Source organism: Pseudomonas guangdongensis, assembly GCF_900105885.1.
GTDB lineage: Bacteria > Pseudomonadota > Gammaproteobacteria > Pseudomonadales > Pseudomonadaceae > Geopseudomonas > Geopseudomonas guangdongensis.
Genome location: NZ_LT629780.1, coordinates 434,918 through 454,782, shown reverse-complemented (window position 1 = coordinate 454,782; position 19,865 = coordinate 434,918). Strand labels below are relative to the sequence as shown.

At 67.6% G+C, this 19,865-nt stretch carries 19 protein-coding genes and 1 other RNA gene; 7 read left to right on the top strand and 13 right to left on the bottom strand.

The genetic code is table 11. From position 1 onward, the window contains the following. Positions 1 to 6: 6 nt before the first annotated feature. The 8 genes from ubiB to argS form a co-directional block, all read right to left on the bottom strand. Positions 7 to 1,587: a ubiquinone biosynthesis regulatory protein kinase UbiB gene (gene ubiB, locus BLU22_RS02275; protein ID WP_090211804.1), complete on the bottom strand. Its 1,581-nt coding sequence runs from the start codon at positions 1,585 to 1,587 to the stop codon at positions 7 to 9. Positions 1,588 to 1,591: 4 nt separating this feature from the next. Continuing rightward, complete coding sequence (locus tag BLU22_RS02270) at positions 1,592 to 2,206, bottom strand: ubiquinone biosynthesis accessory factor UbiJ (RefSeq protein ID WP_090211803.1); 615 nt, start codon at positions 2,204 to 2,206, stop codon at positions 1,592 to 1,594. Further along, positions 2,206 to 2,976: a bifunctional demethylmenaquinone methyltransferase/2-methoxy-6-polyprenyl-1,4-benzoquinol methylase UbiE gene (gene ubiE / locus BLU22_RS02265; RefSeq protein WP_090211801.1), complete on the bottom strand. Its 771-nt coding sequence runs from the start codon at positions 2,974 to 2,976 to the stop codon at positions 2,206 to 2,208. The genes BLU22_RS02270 and ubiE overlap by 1 nt, the downstream gene beginning before the upstream one ends. 95 nt (positions 2,977 to 3,071) lie before the next feature. After that, the gene (locus BLU22_RS02260) at positions 3,072 to 3,443 is read right to left on the bottom strand and encodes a gamma-butyrobetaine hydroxylase-like domain-containing protein (protein WP_090211800.1); all 372 of its coding nucleotides are present in this window, start codon (positions 3,441 to 3,443) and stop codon (positions 3,072 to 3,074) included. A 120-nt stretch (positions 3,444 to 3,563) separates the two neighbouring features. Next, entirely contained in the window at positions 3,564 to 4,904 is a 1,341-nt protein-coding gene (gene hslU, locus BLU22_RS02255) for an HslU--HslV peptidase ATPase subunit (RefSeq protein ID WP_090211798.1), read from the bottom strand. Positions 4,905 to 4,964: 60 nt separating this feature from the next. Further along, a complete protein-coding gene (hslV, locus tag BLU22_RS02250) occupies positions 4,965 to 5,501 on the bottom strand; it encodes an ATP-dependent protease subunit HslV (protein ID WP_090211796.1) in 537 nt (178 codons plus the stop codon). Between the two features lie 160 nt (positions 5,502 to 5,661). Continuing rightward, on the bottom strand, positions 5,662 to 6,417 hold the full coding sequence (locus BLU22_RS02245; RefSeq protein ID WP_090211795.1) for an SPOR domain-containing protein: 756 nt from the start codon (positions 6,415 to 6,417) through the stop codon (positions 5,662 to 5,664). A 3-nt stretch (positions 6,418 to 6,420) separates the two neighbouring features. Further along, entirely contained in the window at positions 6,421 to 8,160 is a 1,740-nt protein-coding gene (argS, locus tag BLU22_RS02240) for an arginine--tRNA ligase (protein ID WP_090211793.1), read from the bottom strand. A gap of 206 nt (positions 8,161 to 8,366) precedes the next feature. Here argS and BLU22_RS02235 point away from each other — a divergent pair, with 206 nt between their 5' ends. Then, a complete protein-coding gene (locus tag BLU22_RS02235; protein WP_090211792.1) occupies positions 8,367 to 8,843 on the top strand; it encodes a cytochrome P460 family protein in 477 nt (158 codons plus the stop codon). Between the two features lie 80 nt (positions 8,844 to 8,923). Here BLU22_RS02235 and BLU22_RS02230 read toward each other — a convergent pair whose 3' ends face one another. The 4 genes from BLU22_RS02230 to rpsT all read right to left on the bottom strand — a co-directional run bounded on the left by BLU22_RS02230 (position 8,924) and on the right by rpsT (position 12,253). Beyond that, entirely contained in the window at positions 8,924 to 10,447 is a 1,524-nt protein-coding gene (locus BLU22_RS02230; protein WP_090211790.1) for a 4-hydroxyphenylacetate 3-hydroxylase N-terminal domain-containing protein, read from the bottom strand. A 101-nt stretch (positions 10,448 to 10,548) separates the two neighbouring features. After that, entirely contained in the window at positions 10,549 to 11,289 is a 741-nt protein-coding gene (locus BLU22_RS02225; RefSeq protein WP_090211789.1) for a helix-turn-helix transcriptional regulator, read from the bottom strand. 176 nt (positions 11,290 to 11,465) lie between these two features. Beyond that, positions 11,466 to 11,822: a transfer-messenger RNA gene (ssrA, locus tag BLU22_RS02220) on the bottom strand. Positions 11,823 to 11,983: 161 nt separating this feature from the next. After that, a complete protein-coding gene (gene rpsT, locus BLU22_RS02215) occupies positions 11,984 to 12,253 on the bottom strand; it encodes a 30S ribosomal protein S20 (RefSeq protein WP_090211787.1) in 270 nt (89 codons plus the stop codon). A gap of 160 nt (positions 12,254 to 12,413) precedes the next feature. Between rpsT and murJ the strand changes: the two genes are divergently transcribed. Further along, the gene (gene murJ, locus BLU22_RS02210) at positions 12,414 to 13,961 is read left to right on the top strand and encodes a murein biosynthesis integral membrane protein MurJ (RefSeq protein WP_090211785.1); all 1,548 of its coding nucleotides are present in this window, start codon (positions 12,414 to 12,416) and stop codon (positions 13,959 to 13,961) included. A gap of 9 nt (positions 13,962 to 13,970) precedes the next feature. Here the strand turns inward: murJ and BLU22_RS15185 are convergent, their stop codons facing one another. Beyond that, complete coding sequence (locus BLU22_RS15185; protein WP_231975313.1) at positions 13,971 to 14,120, bottom strand: hypothetical protein; 150 nt, start codon at positions 14,118 to 14,120, stop codon at positions 13,971 to 13,973. On the opposite strand from BLU22_RS15185, the gene ribF reads away from it, so the two are divergent. From ribF to ispH, 5 genes are all read left to right on the top strand, one after another. Continuing rightward, positions 14,064 to 14,984: a bifunctional riboflavin kinase/FAD synthetase gene (gene ribF / locus BLU22_RS02205; RefSeq protein WP_231975285.1), complete on the top strand. Its 921-nt coding sequence runs from the start codon at positions 14,064 to 14,066 to the stop codon at positions 14,982 to 14,984. The genes BLU22_RS15185 and ribF overlap by 57 nt on opposite strands. Next, positions 14,981 to 17,812 (top strand): isoleucine--tRNA ligase, encoded by a 2,832-nt coding sequence (gene ileS, locus BLU22_RS02200; protein ID WP_090211782.1) that lies wholly within the window; start codon positions 14,981 to 14,983, stop codon positions 17,810 to 17,812. The genes ribF and ileS overlap by 4 nt, the downstream gene beginning before the upstream one ends. Positions 17,813 to 17,854: 42 nt before the next feature. Then, positions 17,855 to 18,358: a signal peptidase II gene (lspA, locus tag BLU22_RS02195; protein ID WP_090211781.1), complete on the top strand. Its 504-nt coding sequence runs from the start codon at positions 17,855 to 17,857 to the stop codon at positions 18,356 to 18,358. Beyond that, positions 18,351 to 18,788, top strand: coding sequence for an FKBP-type peptidyl-prolyl cis-trans isomerase (locus BLU22_RS02190; RefSeq protein ID WP_090211779.1), 438 nt, complete (start codon positions 18,351 to 18,353; stop codon positions 18,786 to 18,788). Before lspA ends, BLU22_RS02190 begins: the two co-directional genes overlap by 8 nt. Positions 18,789 to 18,903: 115 nt before the next feature. Then, positions 18,904 to 19,851, top strand: a complete 948-nt coding sequence (gene ispH / locus BLU22_RS02185; protein ID WP_090211778.1) for a 4-hydroxy-3-methylbut-2-enyl diphosphate reductase — start codon at positions 18,904 to 18,906, stop codon at positions 19,849 to 19,851. Positions 19,852 to 19,865: the final 14 nt, after the last annotated feature.

Sequence of the window (19,865 nt, the reverse complement as noted above, 5' to 3'; positions counted from 1 at the left end):
CGCTGGCTATCGACGCAGGATCAGGTACAGACCGCCGGCCAGCATGCTCCAGGCCGGCCAGGTGTCGGGGGTCAGGGCCAGACCGCTGCTGGCGGCGCCGAGCAGCAGCACGGCGCCGAGCAGACGTACCGGCCAGCGTTCGCCGCGCGCGGCGGCGGGCAGGCCGCCCTGGCCGATGCGCTCCAGCGCCAGCTCGGCCTTGCGCGCCAGCTGCGGCACCTGTTCGGCCTGCTGCTGCAGGTTGCGCAGCAGGCGCAGCGGGCTCATGCGCTCGCGCATCCAGCGTTCGAGGAACGGCTTGGCGGTCGCCCACAGGTCGAGGTCGGGGTACAGCTGGCGGCCGAGGCCCTCGATGTTGAGCAGGGTCTTCTGCAGCAGCACCAGCTGCGGTTGCACTTCCATGTTGAAGCGCCGCGCGGTCTGGAACAGGCGCAGCAGCACCTGGCCGAAGGAGATGTCCTTCAGCGGTTTCTCGAAGATCGGCTCGCAGACGGTTCGGATCGCCGCTTCGAAGTCGTTGACCGGGGTGTCGGCCGGCACCCAGCCGGAGTCGATGTGCAGCTGCGCCACCTTGCGGTAGTCGCGCTTGAAGAAGGCCAGCAGGTTGCGCGCCAGGTAGTCCTGGTCCTCGGCGGTGAGGCTGCCGATGATCCCGCAGTCGATGCCGATGTACTGCGGGTCGTGCGGTGTGCGGGTGCTGACGAAGATGTTGCCGGGGTGCATGTCGGCGTGGAAGAAACTGTCGCGGAACACCTGGGTGAAGAAGATCTCCACGCCGCGCTCGGCCAGCTTCTTCATGTCGGTGCCCTGGTCGCGCAGGGCGTCCAGGTCGGTGACCGGGATGCCGTAGATGCGCTCCATCACCAGCACCTTGGGCCGGCACCAGTCCCAGTACACCTGCGGCACGTAGAGCAGCTTGGAGCCGTCGAAGTTGCGCCGCAGCTGGGTGCCGTTGGCCGCCTCGCGCAGCAGGTCCAGCTCGTCGAAGATGGTCTTCTCGTAGTCGCCGACCACCTCCACCGGATGCAGCCGGCGGGCATCGGCGGACACCCGCTCGGCCAGACGGGCCAGCACGAACAGCCAGGCCATGTCCTGACTGATCACCGGCTCCAGGCCCGGCCGCACCACCTTGACCACTACGTCCTCGCCGCTTCTCAGCTGCGCGGCATGCACCTGGGCCACCGAGGCGCTGGCCAGCGGCTGACGCTCGAAGCGGCTGAACACCTGCTCGATACGTGCGCCGAGCTGCTGCTCGATCAGCGCCACCGCCTGCTCGGGCGGGAACGGCGGCACCTTGTCCTGCAGGTGCGCCAGTTCGTCGGCGATGTCGGCGGGCAGCAGGTCGCGGCGCGTCGACAGCAACTGGCCGAACTTGATGAACACCGGGCCGAGGTCTTCCAGGCTGCGGCGCAGCCGCTCGCCGCGCGACATCCCGGCGTCGGCGCGGGGTAGCCAGCGCCAGGGCAGGGCGCGCAGCAGGCTGCGCAGCCACCAGGGCAGTGGCAGGTCGAGCAGCAGGTCGTCGAGCCGGTAGTGGACGGCGACCCGCTGGATGCGGAACAGGCGGCACAGGGCGAGCAGCTTCATGCGGTCAGTGGTCTTCCAGGCGGCGGGCAAGGCGCTCGCTGCGCGCCTCGAGGCGGTCGAGGGCGAGCTTGAGGTCGTCCAGTTCGGCGAAGCGCGCTTCGGCTTCCTGACGCCCGGCCAGCAGGCGGGCTTCTTCGGCCAGCCAGTCGGCGAGGTTCAGGCGCAGGCTGGCGAGGGCATCGCCGCTCCACTGCCCGGCGCCCTGCAGCGGCCGGGCCAGAGCCACCGCGCCGAGCGGGCCGAGCCACTCGGCCAGCGCGCCTTCCCAGTCCAGCTCCAGATCCTGGAGGATCGCCGCCAGATCGAGCAGGCAGGCGCTGTGGCCGTCCAGCTCGACGTCGGGCGCGTGCAGCACGGCGCTCTTGTCGCGGTGCACGGCGAGTTCGAGCAGACGGCCAGCCGGGGCGCGCAGGGTGCAGTCGGCGGGAGCTTCCCAGTGCCCGGCCAGGCGCAGGCCATCGGCGCCGGGCAGCAGGAACAGGCGCAGCGCGGGCGCCGTGCAGTCGACGGCGATCACCCGGCCCTGCAGCGCGGCCAGGCGCGGTAGCGCGGTGGCGTCCAGCGCCAGCACCTTGTTGAGGCCGGCCTCGACGCCGGCGAGCAGCGCAGCGCCGAGCATCAGGGCTTGATGCCGCGGTGCAGGGCGACGATGCCGCCGGTCATGTTGTGGTAGGTGACCAGTTCGAAACCGGCATCGACCATCATGCCCTTGAGGGTTTCCTGGTCGGGGTGCATGCGGATCGACTCGGCCAGGTAGCGGTAGCTTTCCGCATCGTTGGTGATCAGCTTGCCGGCCAGCGGCATGAAGGCGAAGGAGTAGGCGTCGTAGGCCTTGCCGAGCAGGGCGCTGGCCGGCTTGGAGAACTCCAGCACCAGCAGGCGGCCGCCGGGCTTGAGCACCCGCAGCATGGAGCGCAGGGCGTCTTCCTTGTGGGTGACGTTGCGCAGGCCGAAGGCGATGGTCACCACGTCGAAGTGGTTGTCGGGGAACGGCAGCTTCTCGGCATCGGCCTGGACGAAGCGGACGTTGCCGGCCACGCCCTTGTCGAGCAGCTTGTCGCGGCCGACCTGGAGCATCGAGGCGTTGATGTCGGCCAGCACCACCTCGCCGGTCGGGCCGACCAGACGGGAGAACTGGCGTGTCAGGTCGCCGGTGCCGCCGGCGATGTCGAGCACCCGGTTACCCGGACGCACGCCGGACAGCTCGATGGTGAAGCGCTTCCACAGGCGGTGCATGCCGCCGGACAGCACGTCGTTCATCAGGTCGTACTTGGCGGCCACCGAGTGGAACACCTCGGCGACCTTCTGCGCCTTCTGGCTCTCCGGTACGTTCTGGTAACCGAAGTGGGTAGTCGGCTCGGCGGAGTCGGGCTTGCGCGGATCGCTCATGTCGCAGTCACCTGAAAAAATGTGCCGGCCATTCTAATCGGCATGCCGGGCTTTGTCTTGACGCTGCCTGCCAGGGGCTGTGGCAATTCGTCCCGCTACAGCATCAGCCTGACCGCCGACTCGTCGGGGTCGCGCGACTTGCCGGCGGCGGCCAGCGCGGCGAGGTAGTCGGCCCACAGCGCGTCCTGGCGGGTGGCCAGTTCGTGGAGGTAGTCCCAGGTGTACAGGCCGCTGTCGTGGCCGTCGTCGAAGATCAGCTTGAGGGCGTACTGCCCGGCCGGCTCGACGCCGGTGAGGGCGACGTTGAGCTTGCCGTGCTGCAGGATCGGCTTGCCGTGGCCCTTGACCTCGGCCGAGGGCGAATGCACGCGCAGGAACTCGGCGCCGAGGCTGTAGCGCGTCTCGCCGTAGTGCAGTTCGAGGGTCTTCGAGGCCTTGTGCAGGCGGATGGCGGTGGGAATGGGCATGACGGTGCTCCGCAAGAAAGCGTTCCCGAAACGGTGGACAAGCCGGCGGCGTTGTCCACCCTACGCCCGATGTGGCAGCGCCAGGGTGGGCAACCGCGCAGCGTTGCCCACCATCCGGGGTTACAGGATATAGCGCGACAGGTCCTCGTCCGCGGCCAGTTCGCCGAGGTGGCCGTTGACGTAGGCGGCGTCGATGACGATCGGCTTCTCGCTGTGCTCCACGGCCAGGTCGGCGGCGCTGAAGGAGACTTCCTCGAGCAGCCGTTCGAGCAGGGTGTGCAGGCGGCGCGCGCCGATGTTCTCGGTCTTCTCGTTGACCTGCCAGGCGATCTCGGCGAGGCGCCGGATGCCGTCCTGGGCGAACTGGATCTCCAGGCCCTCGGTCTTCATCAGCGCGCAGTACTGCTCGGTCAGCGAGGCGTGCGGCTCGCTGAGGATGCGCTCGAAGTCCTGCGGGGTCAGCGCCTTGAGCTCGACGCGGATCGGCAGGCGGCCCTGCAGCTCCGGCACCAGATCGCTGGGCTTGCTCAGGTGGAAGGCGCCGGAGGCGATGAACAGGATGTGGTCGGTCTTAACCATGCCCAGCTTGGTGTTGACCGTGCAGCCCTCGATCAAGGGCAGCAGGTCGCGCTGCACGCCCTCGCGGGACACGTCGGCGCCGCCGACGTTGCCGCGCTTGGCGATCTTGTCGATCTCGTCGATGAACACGATGCCGTGCTGCTCGACCGCTTCCAGGGCGCGGGCCTTGAGCTCTTCCTCGTTGACCAGGGCGGCGGCTTCCTCGTCGCGGATCAGCTTCAGCGCATCGGCGACCTTGAGCTTGCGGGTCTTCCGCTTGCCTTTGGATAGACCGGAGAACAGGTTCTGCAGCTGGCTGGTCATCTCCTCCATGCCCGGCGGGGTCATGATCTCGACGCCGGCCGGTGCCTCGGCCACCTCGATGTCGATTTCCTTGTCGTCCAGCTGGCCTTCGCGCAGGCGCTTGCGGAACAGCTGGCGGGTGCTGGAGTCCTCGCGCGGCGCCGGCTCGTCGCCGAAGCCTGTGCGCGCCGGCGGCAGCAGGGCGTCGAGGATGCGTTCCTCGGCGGCGTCCTCGGCGCGGTAGCGCATTTTCTGCACTTCCTGCTCGCGCAGCATTTTCAGCGCGGCGTCGGCCAGATCGCGGACGATGGATTCCACATCGCGGCCGACGTAGCCGACTTCGGTGAACTTGGTCGCCTCGACCTTGATGAACGGCGCATTGGCCAGCTTGGCCAGGCGACGGGCGATCTCGGTCTTGCCGACGCCGGTCGGGCCGATCATCAGGATGTTCTTCGGGGTGACTTCCTGGCGCAGCTCGGCGGGCAGCTGCATGCGCCGCCAGCGGTTGCGCAGGGCGATGGCGACGGCGCGCTTGGCGTCGTCCTGGCCGATGATGTGGCGGTTGAGTTCGTGGACGATCTCGCGGGGCGTCATGGACATGGAATGGCTCCGGGCAGGACAGGGAAGGGCGTCAGGGGGACGGCGGCGCGGGTGGCAGCGTCAGGCATCCTGGGCGCAGTCCTGCTCCTCGATGGTCAGGTTCTGGTTGGTGAACACGCAGATCGAGCCGGCGATGTTCAGGGCGGTTTCGGTGATCTCGCGGGCCGACAGCTCGGTCTTCTGCAGCAGCGCCAGCGCCGCGGCCTGGGCGAAGCCGCCGCCGGAGCCCATGGCGATCAGGCCGTGCTCGGGCTCCACCACGTCGCCGTTGCCGGTGATGATCAGCGAGGCGTCCTTGTTGGCCACCGCCAGCATGGCCTCCAGGCGGCTCAGGCTGCGATCGGTGCGCCAGTCCTTGGCCAGTTCGACGGCGGCGCGGATCAGGTGGCCCTGATGTTTTTCCAGCTGCCCCTCGAAGCGCTCGAACAGGGTGAAGGCGTCGGCGGTGGCGCCGGCGAAGCCGGCCAGCACCTGACCGTGGTACAGGCGGCGGACCTTCTTGGCGTTGCCTTTCATCACGGTGTTGCCGAGCGATACCTGGCCGTCGCCGCCCATGACGACTTTGCCGTTGCGGCGGACTGAAACGATGGTGGTCAAGGGAGCGATCTCCTGCTGCTGGACGCGAGCGTCCGGGATGCAGGGGATATGGGGGCGCTGCAGGGCTTTTCAACTCGCCGGCGCGCTCGACCTTGGTCGGGGTGCCGGACGGGCAAGAGCGCACCGGCGGCGTCGGCGGACGCCGCCGGTGGGCGTGGCGTCAGCGGCGTTGCTGCACCACGCCGCCGATGCCGTTGGCACTCAGGCGCTGCTGCGCACTGTCGGCTTGCTGTCGGCTGCTGAACGGGCCGACCACCACCCGGTGCCAGGTCTTGCCGCCGACTTCGCCGGACTCGATGCGCGCATCCTGGCCGATCAGGATCAGCCGGGCGCGAGCGCTTTCCGCCTGCTCGCGGCTGCCGAACGAGCCGGCCTGGATGACGAAGCGCTGGCCGGCCGGCGCGCTCGGCGCGGCCACCGTTGCGGCAGGCTTGGCGGCCGGAGCCGGAGCCGGAGCTTGCGTCGCGGGTGCCGGGCGCGGCGCGGCGGGGGCTGCGGGGGCCGGTGCTGGCGCCGGTGCAGCGCTCAGCGGGGGCGGCGGCGTGCGGCCTTCGAGCAGGGCCTGGGCGCGAGCGGCCTCCACCGCCTTGACCTGTTCCGGCGTCGGCTGCGCCGGTGCCGGGGTGCTCTGGCTGGCCGGCGGGTTGGAGACCTGCGACTCCTGCAGCAGGTTGTAGAACTCGTACTTGGGCTTGGCTGGCTCCGGCGGCGGGGTCGGCGCCGCCGGCCGGGCGGCGCTGGCCGGCGGGCGCTTGACCTCGTCGCGGCCCGGCTCCAGCTGGGCCAGGAAGGCGATGAAGCCGCCGGCCACCAGGCCGACGCCCAGCCACGCCCAGCCCGGCAGCCGGCGCCGTTCGGCCGCCGGGCTGGTGCGGCTGGCGCCGCGCGGACGCGGTTTCTGCTTGCGGGCGGCCATCGCTTACATGCGCTCCAGGGTGTCCAGGCCGAGCAGTTCGAGGCCCTGCTTGAGGGTGCGGCCGGTCAGCGCGGCGAGGCGCAGGCGGCTGTGCTGCACGGCCTCGTCCTCGGCGGCGAGGATCGGGCAGTGCTCGTAGAAGCTGGAGAACAGTCCGGCCAGCTCGTACAGGTAGCTGCACAGCACATGGGGCGTGCCCTTGGCGGCCACGGCGTTGACCACCTCGGCGAACTGGGCGAGCTTGGCGGCCAGCGCCTGCTCCTGTTCGGCCTGCAGGTCGATCTGCCCGCCGATCTCGGCGATCTCCTTGCCGAGCTTGCGGAAGATGCTCGCCACGCGGGTGTAGGCGTACAGCAGGTAGGGCGCGGTGTTGCCCTCGAAGCTGAGCATCAGCTCGAAGTTGAAGCTGTAGTCGCTGGTGCGGTGCTTGGACAGGTCGGCGTACTTGACCGCGCCGATGCCCACGGCGCGGGCGATGCGGCGCAGCTCGGCCTCGTCCAGCTCCGGGTTCTTGCCCTTGACCAGGGCGTAGGCGCGCAGCTCGGCCTCGTCGAGCAGGTCGATCAGCTTGACGGTGCCGCCGTCGCGGGTCTTGAACGGCCGACCGTCGGCGCCGTTCATGGTGCCGAAGCCCATGTGCTCCAGATCCATGCCCTCGTGGACGAAGCCGGCGCGGCGCGCCACCTCGAAGGCCATCTGGAAGTGCAGGGCCTGGCGCTGGTCGACGAAGTACAGCACCCGGTCGGCCTTGAGGGTCTGGCTGCGGTAGCGCATCGCCGCCAGGTCGGTGGTGGCGTACAGGTAGCCACCGTCGGCCTTCTGCACGATCACCGGCAGCGGCTTGCCCTCGGCGTTCTGGTACTCGTCCATGAACACGCACTGCGCGCCGTCGCTCTCGCTGAGCAGGCCGCGGGCTTCGAGGTCGGCGACGATCTGCGCCAGGTCGGCGTTGTAGGCGCTCTCGCCGCGAACGTCAGCCGGGCCGAGCTTGACGCCCAGGCGGTCGTAGACCTTCTGGCAGTGGGCCAGGGAGATCTCGTTGAAGCGCTGCCACAGGCGCAGGCACTCGGGGTCGCCGGCCTGCAGCTTGACCACCAGGCCGCGGGCGCGGTCGGCGAAGCCGGCCGATTCGTCGAAGCGCTTCTTCGCCGCGCGGTAGAACTGCTCCAGATCGCCGAGGTCGGTCTCGCACTCGACCGGCTGGTCCTGCAGGTAGGCCAGCAGCATGCCGAACTGGGTGCCCCAGTCGCCGACGTGGTTCTGGCGGATCACCGTATCGCCGAGGAACTCCAGCGCGCGGGCCACGGCGTCGCCGATGATGGTCGAGCGCAGGTGGCCGACGTGCATTTCCTTGGCCAGGTTCGGCGAGGACAGGTCGACCACCACGCGCTGGGCGGCGCCGGCCTTGCGCACCGCCAGGTGCGGATCGGCCAGGGCGGCCTCCAGGCGCTGGGCCAGGGCATCGCGGTTCTGGAAGAAGTTGAGGAAGCCGGGGCCGGCGATCTCCACCTTGCTTACCGCCGGGTCGGCGGGCAGCGCGGCGATCAGCTTCTCGGCCAGCTCGCGCGGCTTGAGCCCGGCCGGCTTGGCCAGCATCAGGGCGATGTTGCTGGCGAAGTCGCCGTGGCTCTTGTCCTTGGTGTTTTCCACCTGGATCGCCGGAGTCAGCCCCTCGGGCAGCACCCCCTCGGCGGTCAGGCGGGTGAGGGCTTGCTGGATCAGGTGACGAATGCTGTCTTTCATCGGTGTGCTCTTGAGCCGGGCGCTGCGTGAAAACCCGGCATTATCGGCGCCAGGGCAGAGGGCATCAAGGGCGCACCGCCCGGGCGGCCTTGACGGGGCAGGTCGCGCCTCTACGCTTCAAGGCACCGGCTCGGTGCAGGGCGATGTGCGCTGCGGGCGTGCCCCCTGTGCGGAGTCTTCCTGCATTCCGTCGAGAGGTGCGTGCCATGAAACCCCTGCTGCTGGCCCTCGGGGCCCTGTGCGTCGCGACCGCGGGCATCGCCGCCGAACCCGAGGTGGCCTATCCCGAAGGCTACCGCGACTGGCGTCACGTCAAGAGCATGCTGATCGAGGAGGGGCATCCGCTGCATGCGGCCTTCGGCGGCATTCACCATATCTATGCCAACGACACCGCCCTGGAGGGCTACCGCAACGGGCGCTTCGCCGACGGCGCGGTGATCGTCTTCGATCTGCTGGAGGCCAAGCGCAGCGACGCCGCGGTGGTCGAGGGCGCGCGCAAGGTGGTCGGAGTGATGCACAAGGACAGCCAGCGCTTCGCCGCGACCGGCGGCTGGGGCTTCGAGGGCTTCGCCGGCGGCGACCGCCAGCGGCGCGCGGTGGCAGGCGATGCGGCGACCGCCTGCTTCGCCTGCCACGAGCCGGAGCGCGAGCACGACTACGTGTTCAGTCGCGCGCGGGACTGAGCGTCCGCGCGAGCCGAGGGCGGAAACGCCACGGGGGCCGGCGGATCTCTTCGGCGGCCCCCGTGGTCTTGCCTGGCGGCTTACTGCAGGCCGGGGATGGTCCAGCCGTCGACGTCGTACTCGCTCATGCACTGTTGCGACAGCGCGCGCATCTTCTTCATCTCGCCGCTGGCGCGGGCGCTGCCCAGGCACTGGATGCGGATGGCGTCGGCGGTGCCGGCGTAGTTCAGCTCGTAGAGGTGGTGGCGACCGCCGAACTCGGTGCCGATGGCGTCCCACAAGAGCTTCATGATCTTGATCCGGTCGGTGTGCTGGATGTCGCCCGAGCCGCGGCAGTAGCGGGCCAGGGCAGCGTTCAGCTCTGGATTCTGCAGGTCGACGTTGCTGCCCGGCAGGTAGATCAGGCCGCTGGCCGCGGTGGTCTTGACGATGTGGAAGATCTTGTCATAGGCCATCGGCGCGAAGGCGCGGTAGTTGAACGCCGACTCGGTCGGCGGCAGGTAGGCGCCGCTCTTCCACTCCTGGGCGGCCAGGCACATGTGCTCGGAGATCGACCAGAACAGGTTGCGCCAGGCGACCACTTCGCCCAGCTCGGCGGCCACACCGCGGAACTCCACCGCGCCGGTGCATTCCAACGCCTGTTCCAGCAGGCCGGCGAGGAAGTCCAGTTTGACTGCGAAGCGGGTGCAGGCCTGCAGCGGGTACAGGCGGCCGAAGCCGGCCTCGAAGCCCCACTGCATCAGCTTCTGCTTGTCCTTGTAGATCAGCACGTCTTCCCACGGGATGAACACGTCTTCCAGGATCAGGATCGCGTCGTTCTCGTCGAAGCGCGAGGACAGCGGGTAGTCGAACGGCGAGGCGCTGTCGCTGGCGTTCTTCTCGTAGGACACGCGGGAGATCAGCTTGACCCCCTTGGCGTTCATCGGGGTGATGAACAGCAGGGCGAAGTCGGGATCGTCGCCGATGTCCTGCACGGCGGTCTGGCCGATGAAGTTGTAGTGGGTTAGCGCGGAGTTGGTGGCCACCACCTTGGCGCCGTTGACGTAGATGCCCTCGTCGGTCTCGCGGGTGACGTGGACGTAGACGTCCTTGACCTCGTCGCTCGGTTTGTTGCGGTCGATCGGCGGGTTGACGATGGCGTGGTTGAGGTACAGGCAGTTTTCCTGGATGCGCTTGTACCAGATCTTCGCGTTGCCCTCGAACTTGCCGTAGAACTCCGGGTTGGCGCCGAGCACGTCGCCGAAGGCGGCCTTGTAGTCGGCGGTGCGGCCCATCCAGCCGTAGCTCATGCGCGCCCACTCGGCGATGGCGTCGCGCTGCTCCAGCAGTTCCTGCGGCGAGCGGGCGTAGCGGAAGAACTTGTGGGTGTAGCCGCCGTTGCCGGTGTCGGTCGCCCAGCACAGCTTGTCCTTGGTTTCCGGAGCGTGCAGGGCGTCGTAGAGCGCGGCCACGGTGCGGGCCGAGTTGCGGAACGCCGGGTGGGTGGCGACGTCCTCGACGCGCTCGCCGGCGTAGTAGACCTCGCGGCCGTCGCGCAGGCTGGCAAGGAACTCCTCGCCATTGAACGGGCGGCCGGCTTCTTTGATGTGGCTTTCGGGTTTCATGGACAGGCTCTCTCGATTCTTATCGTAGGTGTGACTACGGCTGAGGAGCGCAGGTTAAGGGATGCGGCTGACCGGTCCTGTCCCCTGAAAAAAGGGACAGCTCACTGGCACAGGGCGAACAGTTGGGCGCGACTGGAAATGCCCAGCTTCTCGTAGGCACGCTTGCGGTAGGTGGCGACACTGTGCAGGGAAACGCTGAGTTCGTCGGCGATCAGCTCGCTCTTCTTGCCCTGCAGTACTGCCTGGCAGACCTGTTGCTCGCGCTGCGAGAGGAACGCCAGCGGCCCCTGGGCGAGCATCTTGCGGTTGAGCAGGTAGTGCTTGACCAGCAGGCTGCCGAGCAGGCGGGCGATGCGCTGCTCGTCGTCGGCCTGGCCGAGCACCTCGCCAAAGCTGCCGGTGCGGCGGTACAGGTTGAGGTAGTAGTTGCCCGCCTCGTGTCCGCGGATGATCGACAGCTTGTCTTTGAAGCCGGGCTCGTCGAAGAAGCGCCGCCGGTAGCTGGGGCCCATCCCGGTGCTGAGGTGATCCAGGTGCAGCACATGCAGCTCGCCCGGCGGGCAGGTCTTGAGCAGGGCGAAGTTGGGGTCCTGCATGTAGCGCCGCTCGCTGATGTAGGAGTGGGCCAGGGCGCGGGCCGACTCGTCCTGTGCGAAGTCCTTGTACAGCAGGGTGGAGACGCGCTTGTCCTCGGCGCAGAAGAACAGCATGCACTGGTCGGCGCCCAGTGCGGCGTGCATCCAGTCGAGCAGCTGGGCGAGGAACTGCTCTTCGCCCAGGCTGTCCAGCAGGGTCAGCAGGGCGCTCGCAGGCAGGCCGTCGGTCGGTGCTGTGGTGTTCATCGCGATGGGCGGCTCCTCGGCGGCTGGGCTGCTCGGTCGGGCAGGCGGGGGCGGCAGTGCGCGGGGTAGAGCGTCTTGCCCGAGGTCCGGCCTCGACAGCGTATTGGCGGAGTAGGCTCCCAGAAACACAAAACCCCTGAGATTCTAGGAAAATCAGGGGTTTGGTTTCGTACATTTGGTGGAGCCGGGGGGATTTGAACCCCCGTCCGCCAGCTCTCCACTATCGGTTCTACATGCTTATCCCGGTCTATTGAGTTAACCCATTGCCGCCCGACGGGCAGGGTGCTTTGGGCGAGCTGTATGAGTTTTAGCCGTTACGTCTACAGCGAACTTGGCGGCGATCCTGTTCTATATGACTGACCAAATCTTCGGGTTTACAGGCATCCCCTAGGGTCAGCTAGCGCCCTTAGGCGGCTAGAGCGTAGTTGTCGTCGTTGGCAACTATAAGTTTGCAACAGTGGATTTACGAGTTCTGTTACCAACTCGGCATGCCCCTCAAGCTTTGTTACCGGCGTCGAATCCTAATCGGCCCCAGGGTATCGCACTTGCAAGGTCTGGGCGGAGTGTACGCCAAAGGCTTCCGCAGGCCAAGGCTTTATCCACAGGTCGGCTCCGCCGTCGGTCGCTGCTGTCTGAGGCTTTCCTGCGGGCAACAAAAAACCGGCCTAAGCCGGTTTTTTGTTGGAACAGAAGCTTATGCCTGGGCGAGGGCCTTGATGTGGCCGTTCAGGCGGCTCTTGTGACGAGCAGCTTTGTTCTTGTGGATGATGCCCTTGTCGGCCATACGGTCGATCACCGGTACAGCCAGGGTGTAGGCGGTCTGGGCTTTGGCCAGATCTTTGGCGTCGATAGCCTTAACTACGTTCTTGATGTAGGTACGCACCATCGAGCGCAGGCTTGCGTTGTGGCTGCGGCGCTTCTCAGCCTGTTTGGCGCGTTTTTTGGCGGAGGGGGAGTTGGCCACCGTCGAGCTCCTCGAAAACTGGGGATACCAAATAATAAGGCCGCGAATCATGCCGATGCTCGACTGGGTTGTCAAGCACCGATGGCGGCTACGGGTCGCTGGTCGGACGGGCTGGCACTGGCTTAAACTCGCCCACCTTTGCAGGGGTGGGAATTAAAGCATGTCTGGCGAGTCGAGCAAAGGCGGTTTGTTGCGATCCAGTGCCGTGGTCAGCGTGATGACCCTGCTGTCGAGGGTGCTGGGCATGGTGCGCGACATGGTGGTGGCGGCCTATTTCGGTTCCAGTCCGGCCGCCGATGCCTTTTTCATCGCCTTCAAGATCCCCAATTTCCTGCGCCGGCTATTCGCCGAGGGAGCCTTCGCGCAGGCGTTCGTCCCGGTGCTTTCGGAGTATCGCGCCCAGCGCAGTCTGGCGGAGGTCAAGCAGCTGGTCGATCGGGTGGCCGGCCGTCTCGGGCTGGTGCTGACGGCCCTGACGGCGCTGGGAGTGGTGGCCTCGCCCTATCTGGTGATGCTGTTCGCGCCGGGCTTTCGCGACGATCCGGGAAAGCTGGCCCTGGCCGGCGACCTGCTGCGCATCACCTTTCCGTATCTGCTGCTGATCTCGCTGACCGCCTTCTGCGGCGGCATCCTCAACAGCTATGGGCGTTTCGCCGTGCCGGCCTTCACCCCGGTGCTGCTGAACGTCTGCATGATCGGCTCGGCGGTGCTGCTCACGCCGTATTTCGATCAGCCGATCATGGCGCTGGCCTGGGGCGTGTTCGTCGCCGGGCTGGCCCAGTTGCTGTTCCAGTTGCCGTTCCTGGCGCGTATCCGCCTGTTGCCGATTCCGCGGCCGAGTCGCGGCGACGAAGGGGTCAGGCGGATCATGATGCTGATGGTGCCGGCGCTGTTCGGCGTGTCGGTCAGCCAGGTCAACCTGCTGCTGGATACCGTGCTGGCGTCCTTCCTGCAGACCGGCAGCGTGTCCTGGCTGTATTACGCCGACCGCCTGTCGGAGTTGCCGCTGGGTGCCTTCGGCATCGCCATCGGCACGGTGATCCTGCCCAGCCTGTCGCGCCAGCATGCCGGCGGCGACCCCAAGGCCTTCTCGGCGACCATCGACTGGGCGCTGCGCATGGTGCTGCTGGTCGGCGTGCCGGCGGCGCTGGCCCTGGCGATCCTTTCCGAGCCGCTAATCGCCAGCCTGTTCCATTACGGCAAGATGACCGAGCGCGACGTGGAGCAGGCGGCCGGCGCGCTGGAGGCCTATTCGCTGGGCGTGCTGACCTTCATGCTGATCAAGGTGCTGGCGCCGGGCTTCTTCGCTCGTCAGGACCTGAAGACCCCGGTGCGCATCGCCGTGCAGTGCATGGTGGCCAACATGGTGCTCAACCTGATCCTGATCTGGCCGCTGCAGCACGTCGGACTGGCGCTGGCCACTTCGCTGTCGTCGATGCTCAACACCGGCCTGCTGCTCTGGGGGCTGTACAAGAGCGGCGTATACCGCCCGGCGCCGGGCTGGTGGCTGTTCCTGCTGCGCCTGCTGGGCGGTTGCGCGGCCATGGTGGCCTTGGTCTGGTGGCTGAATGCGCCGTCCGCCGAGTGGTTCGCCTGGGGCTGGCAGCGTCGCGCCATGGAGCTGGGGCTGCTGGTCGGTGGCGGCATCGCCGTCTACGTCGTGGCGATGTGCGGACTGGGCCTGCGCCTGCGCCATCTGCGCCACTGATATGGGCTGTCACAGGCCTACGCCTTGTGCCTGTGCATGGGTATAATCGACCACTTTTCGAGCAAGATGCGTGTTATGCAACTGGTCCGAGGTCTCCATAATCTGCGCTCCTGCCAGCGTGGCTGCGTCGCTACCATCGGCAATTTCGATGGCGTGCACCGCGGTCACCAGGGCGTCCTGGCGCGCCTGCGCGAGCGTGCGGCGCAGGCCGGGCTGCCCAGCTGCGTGGTGATCTTCGAGCCGCAGCCGCGCGAGTTCTTTGCCCCCGACAAGGCCCCGGCGCGGATTTCCAGCCTGCGCGAGAAGCTCGAACTGCTGCGCGCCTGTGGCGTCGATCAGGTGCTGTGCCTGACCTTCAACCGCCGCCTGCGCGAGCTTTCCGCCAACCAGTTCGTCCACCAGATCCTCGTCGAGGGGCTCGGCGTGGTGCACCTGGAAGTGGGGGACGACTTCCGCTTCGGCTGCGACCGTGCCGGCGACTTCGACCTGCTGGTCGAGGCCGGGCAGCGCGAGGGCTTCAGCGTCGAGTCGGCGGCGACCATCGCCCTGGACGGCGTGCGCATCAGCAGCACGCGGGTGCGCGAGGTGCTGGCCGCCGCCGACTTCGCCATGGCCGAGCGCCTGCTCGGGCGGCCCTACTGCATCAGCGGACGGGTACTGCATGGCCAGAAGCTCGGACGCCAGCTGGGTGCGCCGACCGCCAATCTGCGCCTCAATCGCCTGCGCCCGGCCTTGCAGGGGGTCTATCTGGTCAGCACCGAGCTGGACGGGCGGCGCTGCGCCGGGGTGGCCAACATCGGTACGCGTCCGAGTGTGGACGGTGACGGCCGTGCCCATCTGGAAGTTCATCTGCTGGATTTTTCCGGCGATCTCTATGGCCGCCGTCTGGCGGTGCAGTTCCACCGCAAGCTGCGCGACGAGCAACGTTTCGCCTCCCTGGAGGCACTGAAGTCGGCGATCGCCGCGGACATCGCCGCCGCCCGTGCCCACTGGCAGGGTCAACCGTTAGAGAACCTGAAATGACCGACTACAAAGCGACCCTGAACCTGCCGGAAACGGCATTCCCGATGAAGGCCGGGCTGCCGCAGCGCGAGCCGGAAATGCTCAAGTACTGGGAAGAGATCGACCTGTACGGCCAGCTGCGCGCCCTCGGCGAAAGCCGGCCGAAGTTCGTCCTGCACGACGGCCCGCCCTACGCCAACGGCAACATCCACATCGGTCACGCGGTCAACAAGGTTCTCAAGGACATCATCGTCCGCTCCAAGACCCTAGCGGGCTATGACGCCCCCTACGTGCCGGGCTGGGACTGCCACGGCCTGCCGATCGAGCACAAGGTCGAGGTCACCCACGGCAAGAACCTGCCGGCGGACAAGACCCGCGAGCTGTGCCGCAGCTACGCCAGCGAGCAGATCGAGGGCCAGAAGGCCGACTTCGTCCGCCTCGGCGTGCTCGGCGACTTCGCCAACCCGTACAAAACCATGAACTTCGCCAACGAGGCCGGCGAGATCCGCGCCCTGGCCGAGATGGTCAAGGGCGGCTTCGTGTTCAAGGGGCTCAAGCCGGTCAACTGGTGCTTCGACTGCGGCTCGGCGCTGGCCGAGGCCGAGGTCGAGTACCAGGACAAGAAGTCCGACGCCATCGACGTCGCCTTCGCCATCGAGGATGAAAACAAACTGGCCGCCGCCTTCGGCCTGGGCGAGCTGGCCAAGCCGGCCGCCATCGTCATCTGGACCACCACGCCGTGGACCATCCCGGCCAACCAGGCGCTCAACGTCCACCCCGAATTCGACTACGCGCTGGTCGACACCGGCGCTCGCCTGCTGGTGCTGGCCGCCGAGCTGGTCGAGTCCTGCCTGCAGCGCTACGGCCTCGAGGGCGAGGTGCTGGCCACCGCCAAGGGCGCCGCGCTGGAGCACCTCCGCTTCCGCCACCCACTCTACGAGCGCTTCTCGCCGGTGTATCTCGCCGAGTACGTCGAGCTGGGCGCCGGCACCGGTGTCGTCCACTCGGCGCCGGCCTACGGCGAGGACGACTTCCGCACCTGCAAGCACTACGGCATGAGCAACGACGAGATCCTCAACCCGGTGCAGAGCAACGGCGTCTACGTCAAGGACCTGCCGTTCTTCGGCGGCCAGTTCATCTGGAAGGCCAACCCGCAGATCGTCGCCAAGCTGGAAGAGGTCGGCGCACTGCTCAAGCACGAAGGCATCCAGCACAGCTACATGCACTGCTGGCGGCACAAGACCCCGCTGATCTACCGCGCCACCGCGCAGTGGTTCGTCGGCATGGACAAGCAGCCCGAGCTGGGCGTCACCCTGCGCGAGCGCGCCCTGAACGCCATCGAGCAGACCGAATTCTTCCCCGGCTGGGGCAAGCCGCGCCTGCACGCGATGATCGCCAACCGTCCCGACTGGTGCATCTCGCGCCAGCGCAACTGGGGCGTGCCGATCCCGTTCTTCCTGCACAAGGAAAGCGGCGAGCTGCATCCGCGCACCGTCGAGCTGATGGAGCTGGTCGCCCAGCGCGTCGAGCAGGAGGGCATCGAGGCCTGGTTCAAGCTGGACGCCGCCGAGCTGCTCGGTGACGAGGCCGCCCAGTACGACAAGATCAGCGACACCCTCGACGTCTGGTTCGACTCCGGCACCACCCACTGGCACGTGATGCGCGGCTCGCACCCGATGGGGCACGCACAGGGCCCGCGCGCCGACCTCTACCTGGAAGGCTCCGACCAGCACCGCGGCTGGTTCCACAGCTCGCTGCTGACCGGCGCGGCGATCGACGGCCACGCGCCGTACCGTGGCCTGCTGACCCACGGCTTCGTGGTCGACGAGAACGGCCGCAAGATGTCCAAGTCGCTGGGCAACGTCATCGCTCCGCAGGAAGTCACCGACAGCATGGGCGCCGACATCCTGCGCCTGTGGGTCTCGGCCACCGACTACTCCGGCGAGATGGCGGTGTCCAAGCAGATCCTCCAGCGCAGCGCCGACGCCTACCGGCGGATCCGCAACACCATGCGCTTCCTGCTCTCCAACCTCAGCGGTTTCAACCCGGCCACCGACCTGCTGGAGCCGTCGCAGATGCTGGCGCTGGATCGCTGGGCGGTGGACGCCGCCGCGCGCCTGCAGGGCGAGCTGACCGAGGCCTACGAGCAGTACCGCTTCTGGAACGTCTACTCGCGGGTGCACAACTTCTGCGTGCAGGAACTGGGCGGCTTCTACCTCGACATCATCAAGGACCGCCAGTACACCACCGCCGCCGACAGCGTGGCGCGCCGCTCCTGCCAGACCGCGCTGTTCCACATCGCCGAGGCGCTGGTGCGCTGGATCGCGCCGATCCTCGCCTTCACCGCCGAGGAAATCTGGCAGTACCTGCCGGGCGAGCGCAGCCAATCGGTGTTTCTCACCACCTGGTACGACGGTCTGTTCGAACTGGACGCCGACGCCCAGCTGGGCCGCGAGTTCTGGGCCGAGGCGATGGCGGTCAAGGCCGCGGTCAACAAGGAGCTGGAGAACCAGCGCAACGCCAAGACCCTCGGCGGCGGCCTGCAGGCCGAGGTCACCCTGTACGCCGAGGAGGCGCTGGCCGCTCGCCTGGCCAAGCTGGGCGACGAGCTGCGCTTCGTGCTGATCACCTCCTACGCCAGCCTGGCGCCGCTCGCCGACGCCCCGGCCGATGCGGTGGACAGCGAGCTGGCCGGGCTCAAGCTGCGCGTGGTCAAGTCGGCGCACGGCAAGTGCGTGCGCTGCTGGCACTTCCGCGAGGACGTCGGCCAGCACGCCGAGCATCCGGAACTGTGCGGCCGCTGCATCGACAACGTGCACGGCGACGGCGAGGTGCGCGAGCATGCCTGATCGCCTGTCGATCCGGTTGGCGTGCGCTGAGGGCTGCTGCGTATGAGCCCCCGCACTTCCGCGCTGCCGTGGCTGTGGCTGAGTGCGCTGGTCTTCGTGCTCGACCAGCTCACCAAGCTGTACTTCGACGGCAGTCTGCAGATGTACCAGCAGATCGTGATCATTCCCGGCTATTTCAGCTGGACCCTGGCCTACAACACCGGCGCGGCCTTCAGCTTCCTCGCCGACCACGACGGCTGGCAGCGCTGGCTGTTCGCGGCGATCGCCGTCGGCGTCAGCGCCGTGCTGGTGGTCTGGCTCAAGCGCCTGCCGCGTCGCGGTCAGGGCTGGCTGGCGCTGGGGCTGGCGCTGGTGCTCGGCGGCGCGCTGGGCAACCTGTTCGACCGGGTGGTCTACGGCCACGTGATCGACTTCATCCTGGTTCACTGGCAGAACCGCTGGTACTTCCCGGCCTTCAACATCGCCGACTGTGCGATCAGCGTCGGTGCCGTGCTGCTGGCCGTGGACATGTTCAAATCCGAGAAAAGCGGAGACCGCAATGACTGAACAGCGCATTGGCCCCGAGCGTCAGGTGACCCTGCACTTCGCCATCAAGCTCGAATCGGGCGAGGTGGTCGACAGCACCGAAGGCAAGTCCCCGGCCACCTTCACCGTCGGCGACGGCAACCTGCTGCCCGGTTTCGAGCAGTCGCTGTACGGCCTCAAGGCCGGCGATAAGCGCTCGATCGCCATTGAGCCGGAGCACGGCTTCGGTCAGCCCAACCCGCAGAACGTGCAGGTCATGCCGCGCGGCAATTTCGCCGGCATGGAGCTGTCCGAGGGGCTGCTGATCATCTTCAACGATGCCGCCAACGCCGAGTTGCCGGGCGTGGTCAAGCAGTTCGACGATGCCCAGGTGACCATCGACTTCAACCACCCGCTGGCCGGCAAGCGCCTGACCTTCGAGGTGGAAATCGTCGAGGTGCAGCCGGTCTGAGCAGACGGCTGCGGCATAAGGGTGGATAGCGCGCCGCGCTGTCCACCGCTTGTGCGCAGGGCCGTCCGGCCCTGCATCCCGCTTTTATCCCCCCTTGCGCGTGCCGAGACCAGCCATGCAAATCACCCTCGCCAATCCCCGCGGCTTCTGCGCCGGCGTCGACCGTGCCATCGAGATCGTCAACCGTGCCCTGGAGGTCTTCGGCCCGCCGATCTACGTGCGTCACGAAGTGGTGCACAACAAGTTCGTGGTCGAGGACCTGCGTGCCCGTGGCGCGGTCTTCGTCGAGGAACTCGACCAGGTGCCGGACGAGGTGATCGTCATCTTCAGCGCCCACGGCGTATCCCAGGCGGTGCGCGACGAAGCCGAGCGGCGCAGCCTCAAGGTGTTCGACGCCACCTGCCCGCTGGTCACCAAGGTTCATATGGAAGTCGCCCGCTACAGCCGCGACGGTCAGGAGTGCATCCTCATCGGCCACGCCGGCCATCCGGAAGTGGAAGGCACCATGGGCCAGTACGATGCGCGCAACGGCGGGGCGATTTACCTGGTCGAGGACGAGGCGGACGTGGCGCGGCTGGAAGTGCGCAATCCCGCGGCGCTGTCCTACGTCACCCAGACCACCCTGTCGATGGACGATACCGCCCGTGTCATCGATGCCCTGCGCAGCAAGTTCCCGGCCATCCAGGGGCCGCGCAAGAGCGACATCTGCTATGCGACCCAGAATCGCCAGGATGCGGTCAAGCAACTGGCCGAGGATTGCGAGCTGCTGCTGGTGGTCGGCAGTCCGAACAGTTCCAACTCCAACCGCCTGCGCGAACTGGCCGAACGCATGGGCACCACCGCCTACCTGATCGACGGCGCCGAGGACCTGCAGCGTGCCTGGTTCGACGGCGTGGGCCGGGTCGGCATCACTGCCGGGGCTTCGGCCCCGGAGGTGCTGGTGCAGGGGGTGATCGCACAGTTGCGGGCCTGGGGCGCCGAGGCGCTGGTCGAGCTGGAGGGCCGTGCGGAGAACATCACCTTCTCGATGCCCAAGGAACTGCGGGTGCAGTCCCTCGACTGAGCCGCTGCGCGCGC

Excerpts from the sequence above, each read along its gene's own strand:
- murJ (WP_090211785.1), top strand. The coding sequence starts at position 12,414 with ATGTCTGGCGAGTCGAGCAAAGGCGGTTTGTTGCGATCCAGTGCCGTG.
- ispH (WP_090211778.1), top strand. The coding sequence starts at position 18,904 with ATGCAAATCACCCTCGCCAATCCCCGCGGCTTCTGCGCCGGCGTCGAC.
- BLU22_RS02235 (WP_090211792.1), top strand. The coding sequence starts at position 8,367 with ATGAAACCCCTGCTGCTGGCCCTCGGGGCCCTGTGCGTCGCGACCGCG.
- lspA (WP_090211781.1), top strand. The coding sequence starts at position 17,855 with ATGAGCCCCCGCACTTCCGCGCTGCCGTGGCTGTGGCTGAGTGCGCTG.
- BLU22_RS02260 (WP_090211800.1), bottom strand. The coding sequence starts at position 3,443 with ATGCCCATTCCCACCGCCATCCGCCTGCACAAGGCCTCGAAGACCCTC.
- ubiB (WP_090211804.1), bottom strand. The coding sequence starts at position 1,587 with ATGAAGCTGCTCGCCCTGTGCCGCCTGTTCCGCATCCAGCGGGTCGCC.
- BLU22_RS02230 (WP_090211790.1), bottom strand. The coding sequence starts at position 10,447 with ATGAAACCCGAAAGCCACATCAAAGAAGCCGGCCGCCCGTTCAATGGC.
- ileS (WP_090211782.1), top strand. The coding sequence starts at position 14,981 with ATGACCGACTACAAAGCGACCCTGAACCTGCCGGAAACGGCATTCCCG.
- BLU22_RS02225 (WP_090211789.1), bottom strand. The coding sequence starts at position 11,289 with ATGAACACCACAGCACCGACCGACGGCCTGCCTGCGAGCGCCCTGCTG.
- BLU22_RS02190 (WP_090211779.1), top strand. The coding sequence starts at position 18,351 with ATGACTGAACAGCGCATTGGCCCCGAGCGTCAGGTGACCCTGCACTTC.
- ubiE (WP_090211801.1), bottom strand. The coding sequence starts at position 2,976 with ATGAGCGATCCGCGCAAGCCCGACTCCGCCGAGCCGACTACCCACTTC.
- BLU22_RS02245 (WP_090211795.1), bottom strand. The coding sequence starts at position 6,417 with ATGGCCGCCCGCAAGCAGAAACCGCGTCCGCGCGGCGCCAGCCGCACC.
- hslU (WP_090211798.1), bottom strand. The coding sequence starts at position 4,904 with ATGTCCATGACGCCCCGCGAGATCGTCCACGAACTCAACCGCCACATC.
- BLU22_RS02270 (WP_090211803.1), bottom strand. The coding sequence starts at position 2,206 with ATGCTCGGCGCTGCGCTGCTCGCCGGCGTCGAGGCCGGCCTCAACAAG.
- argS (WP_090211793.1), bottom strand. The coding sequence starts at position 8,160 with ATGAAAGACAGCATTCGTCACCTGATCCAGCAAGCCCTCACCCGCCTG.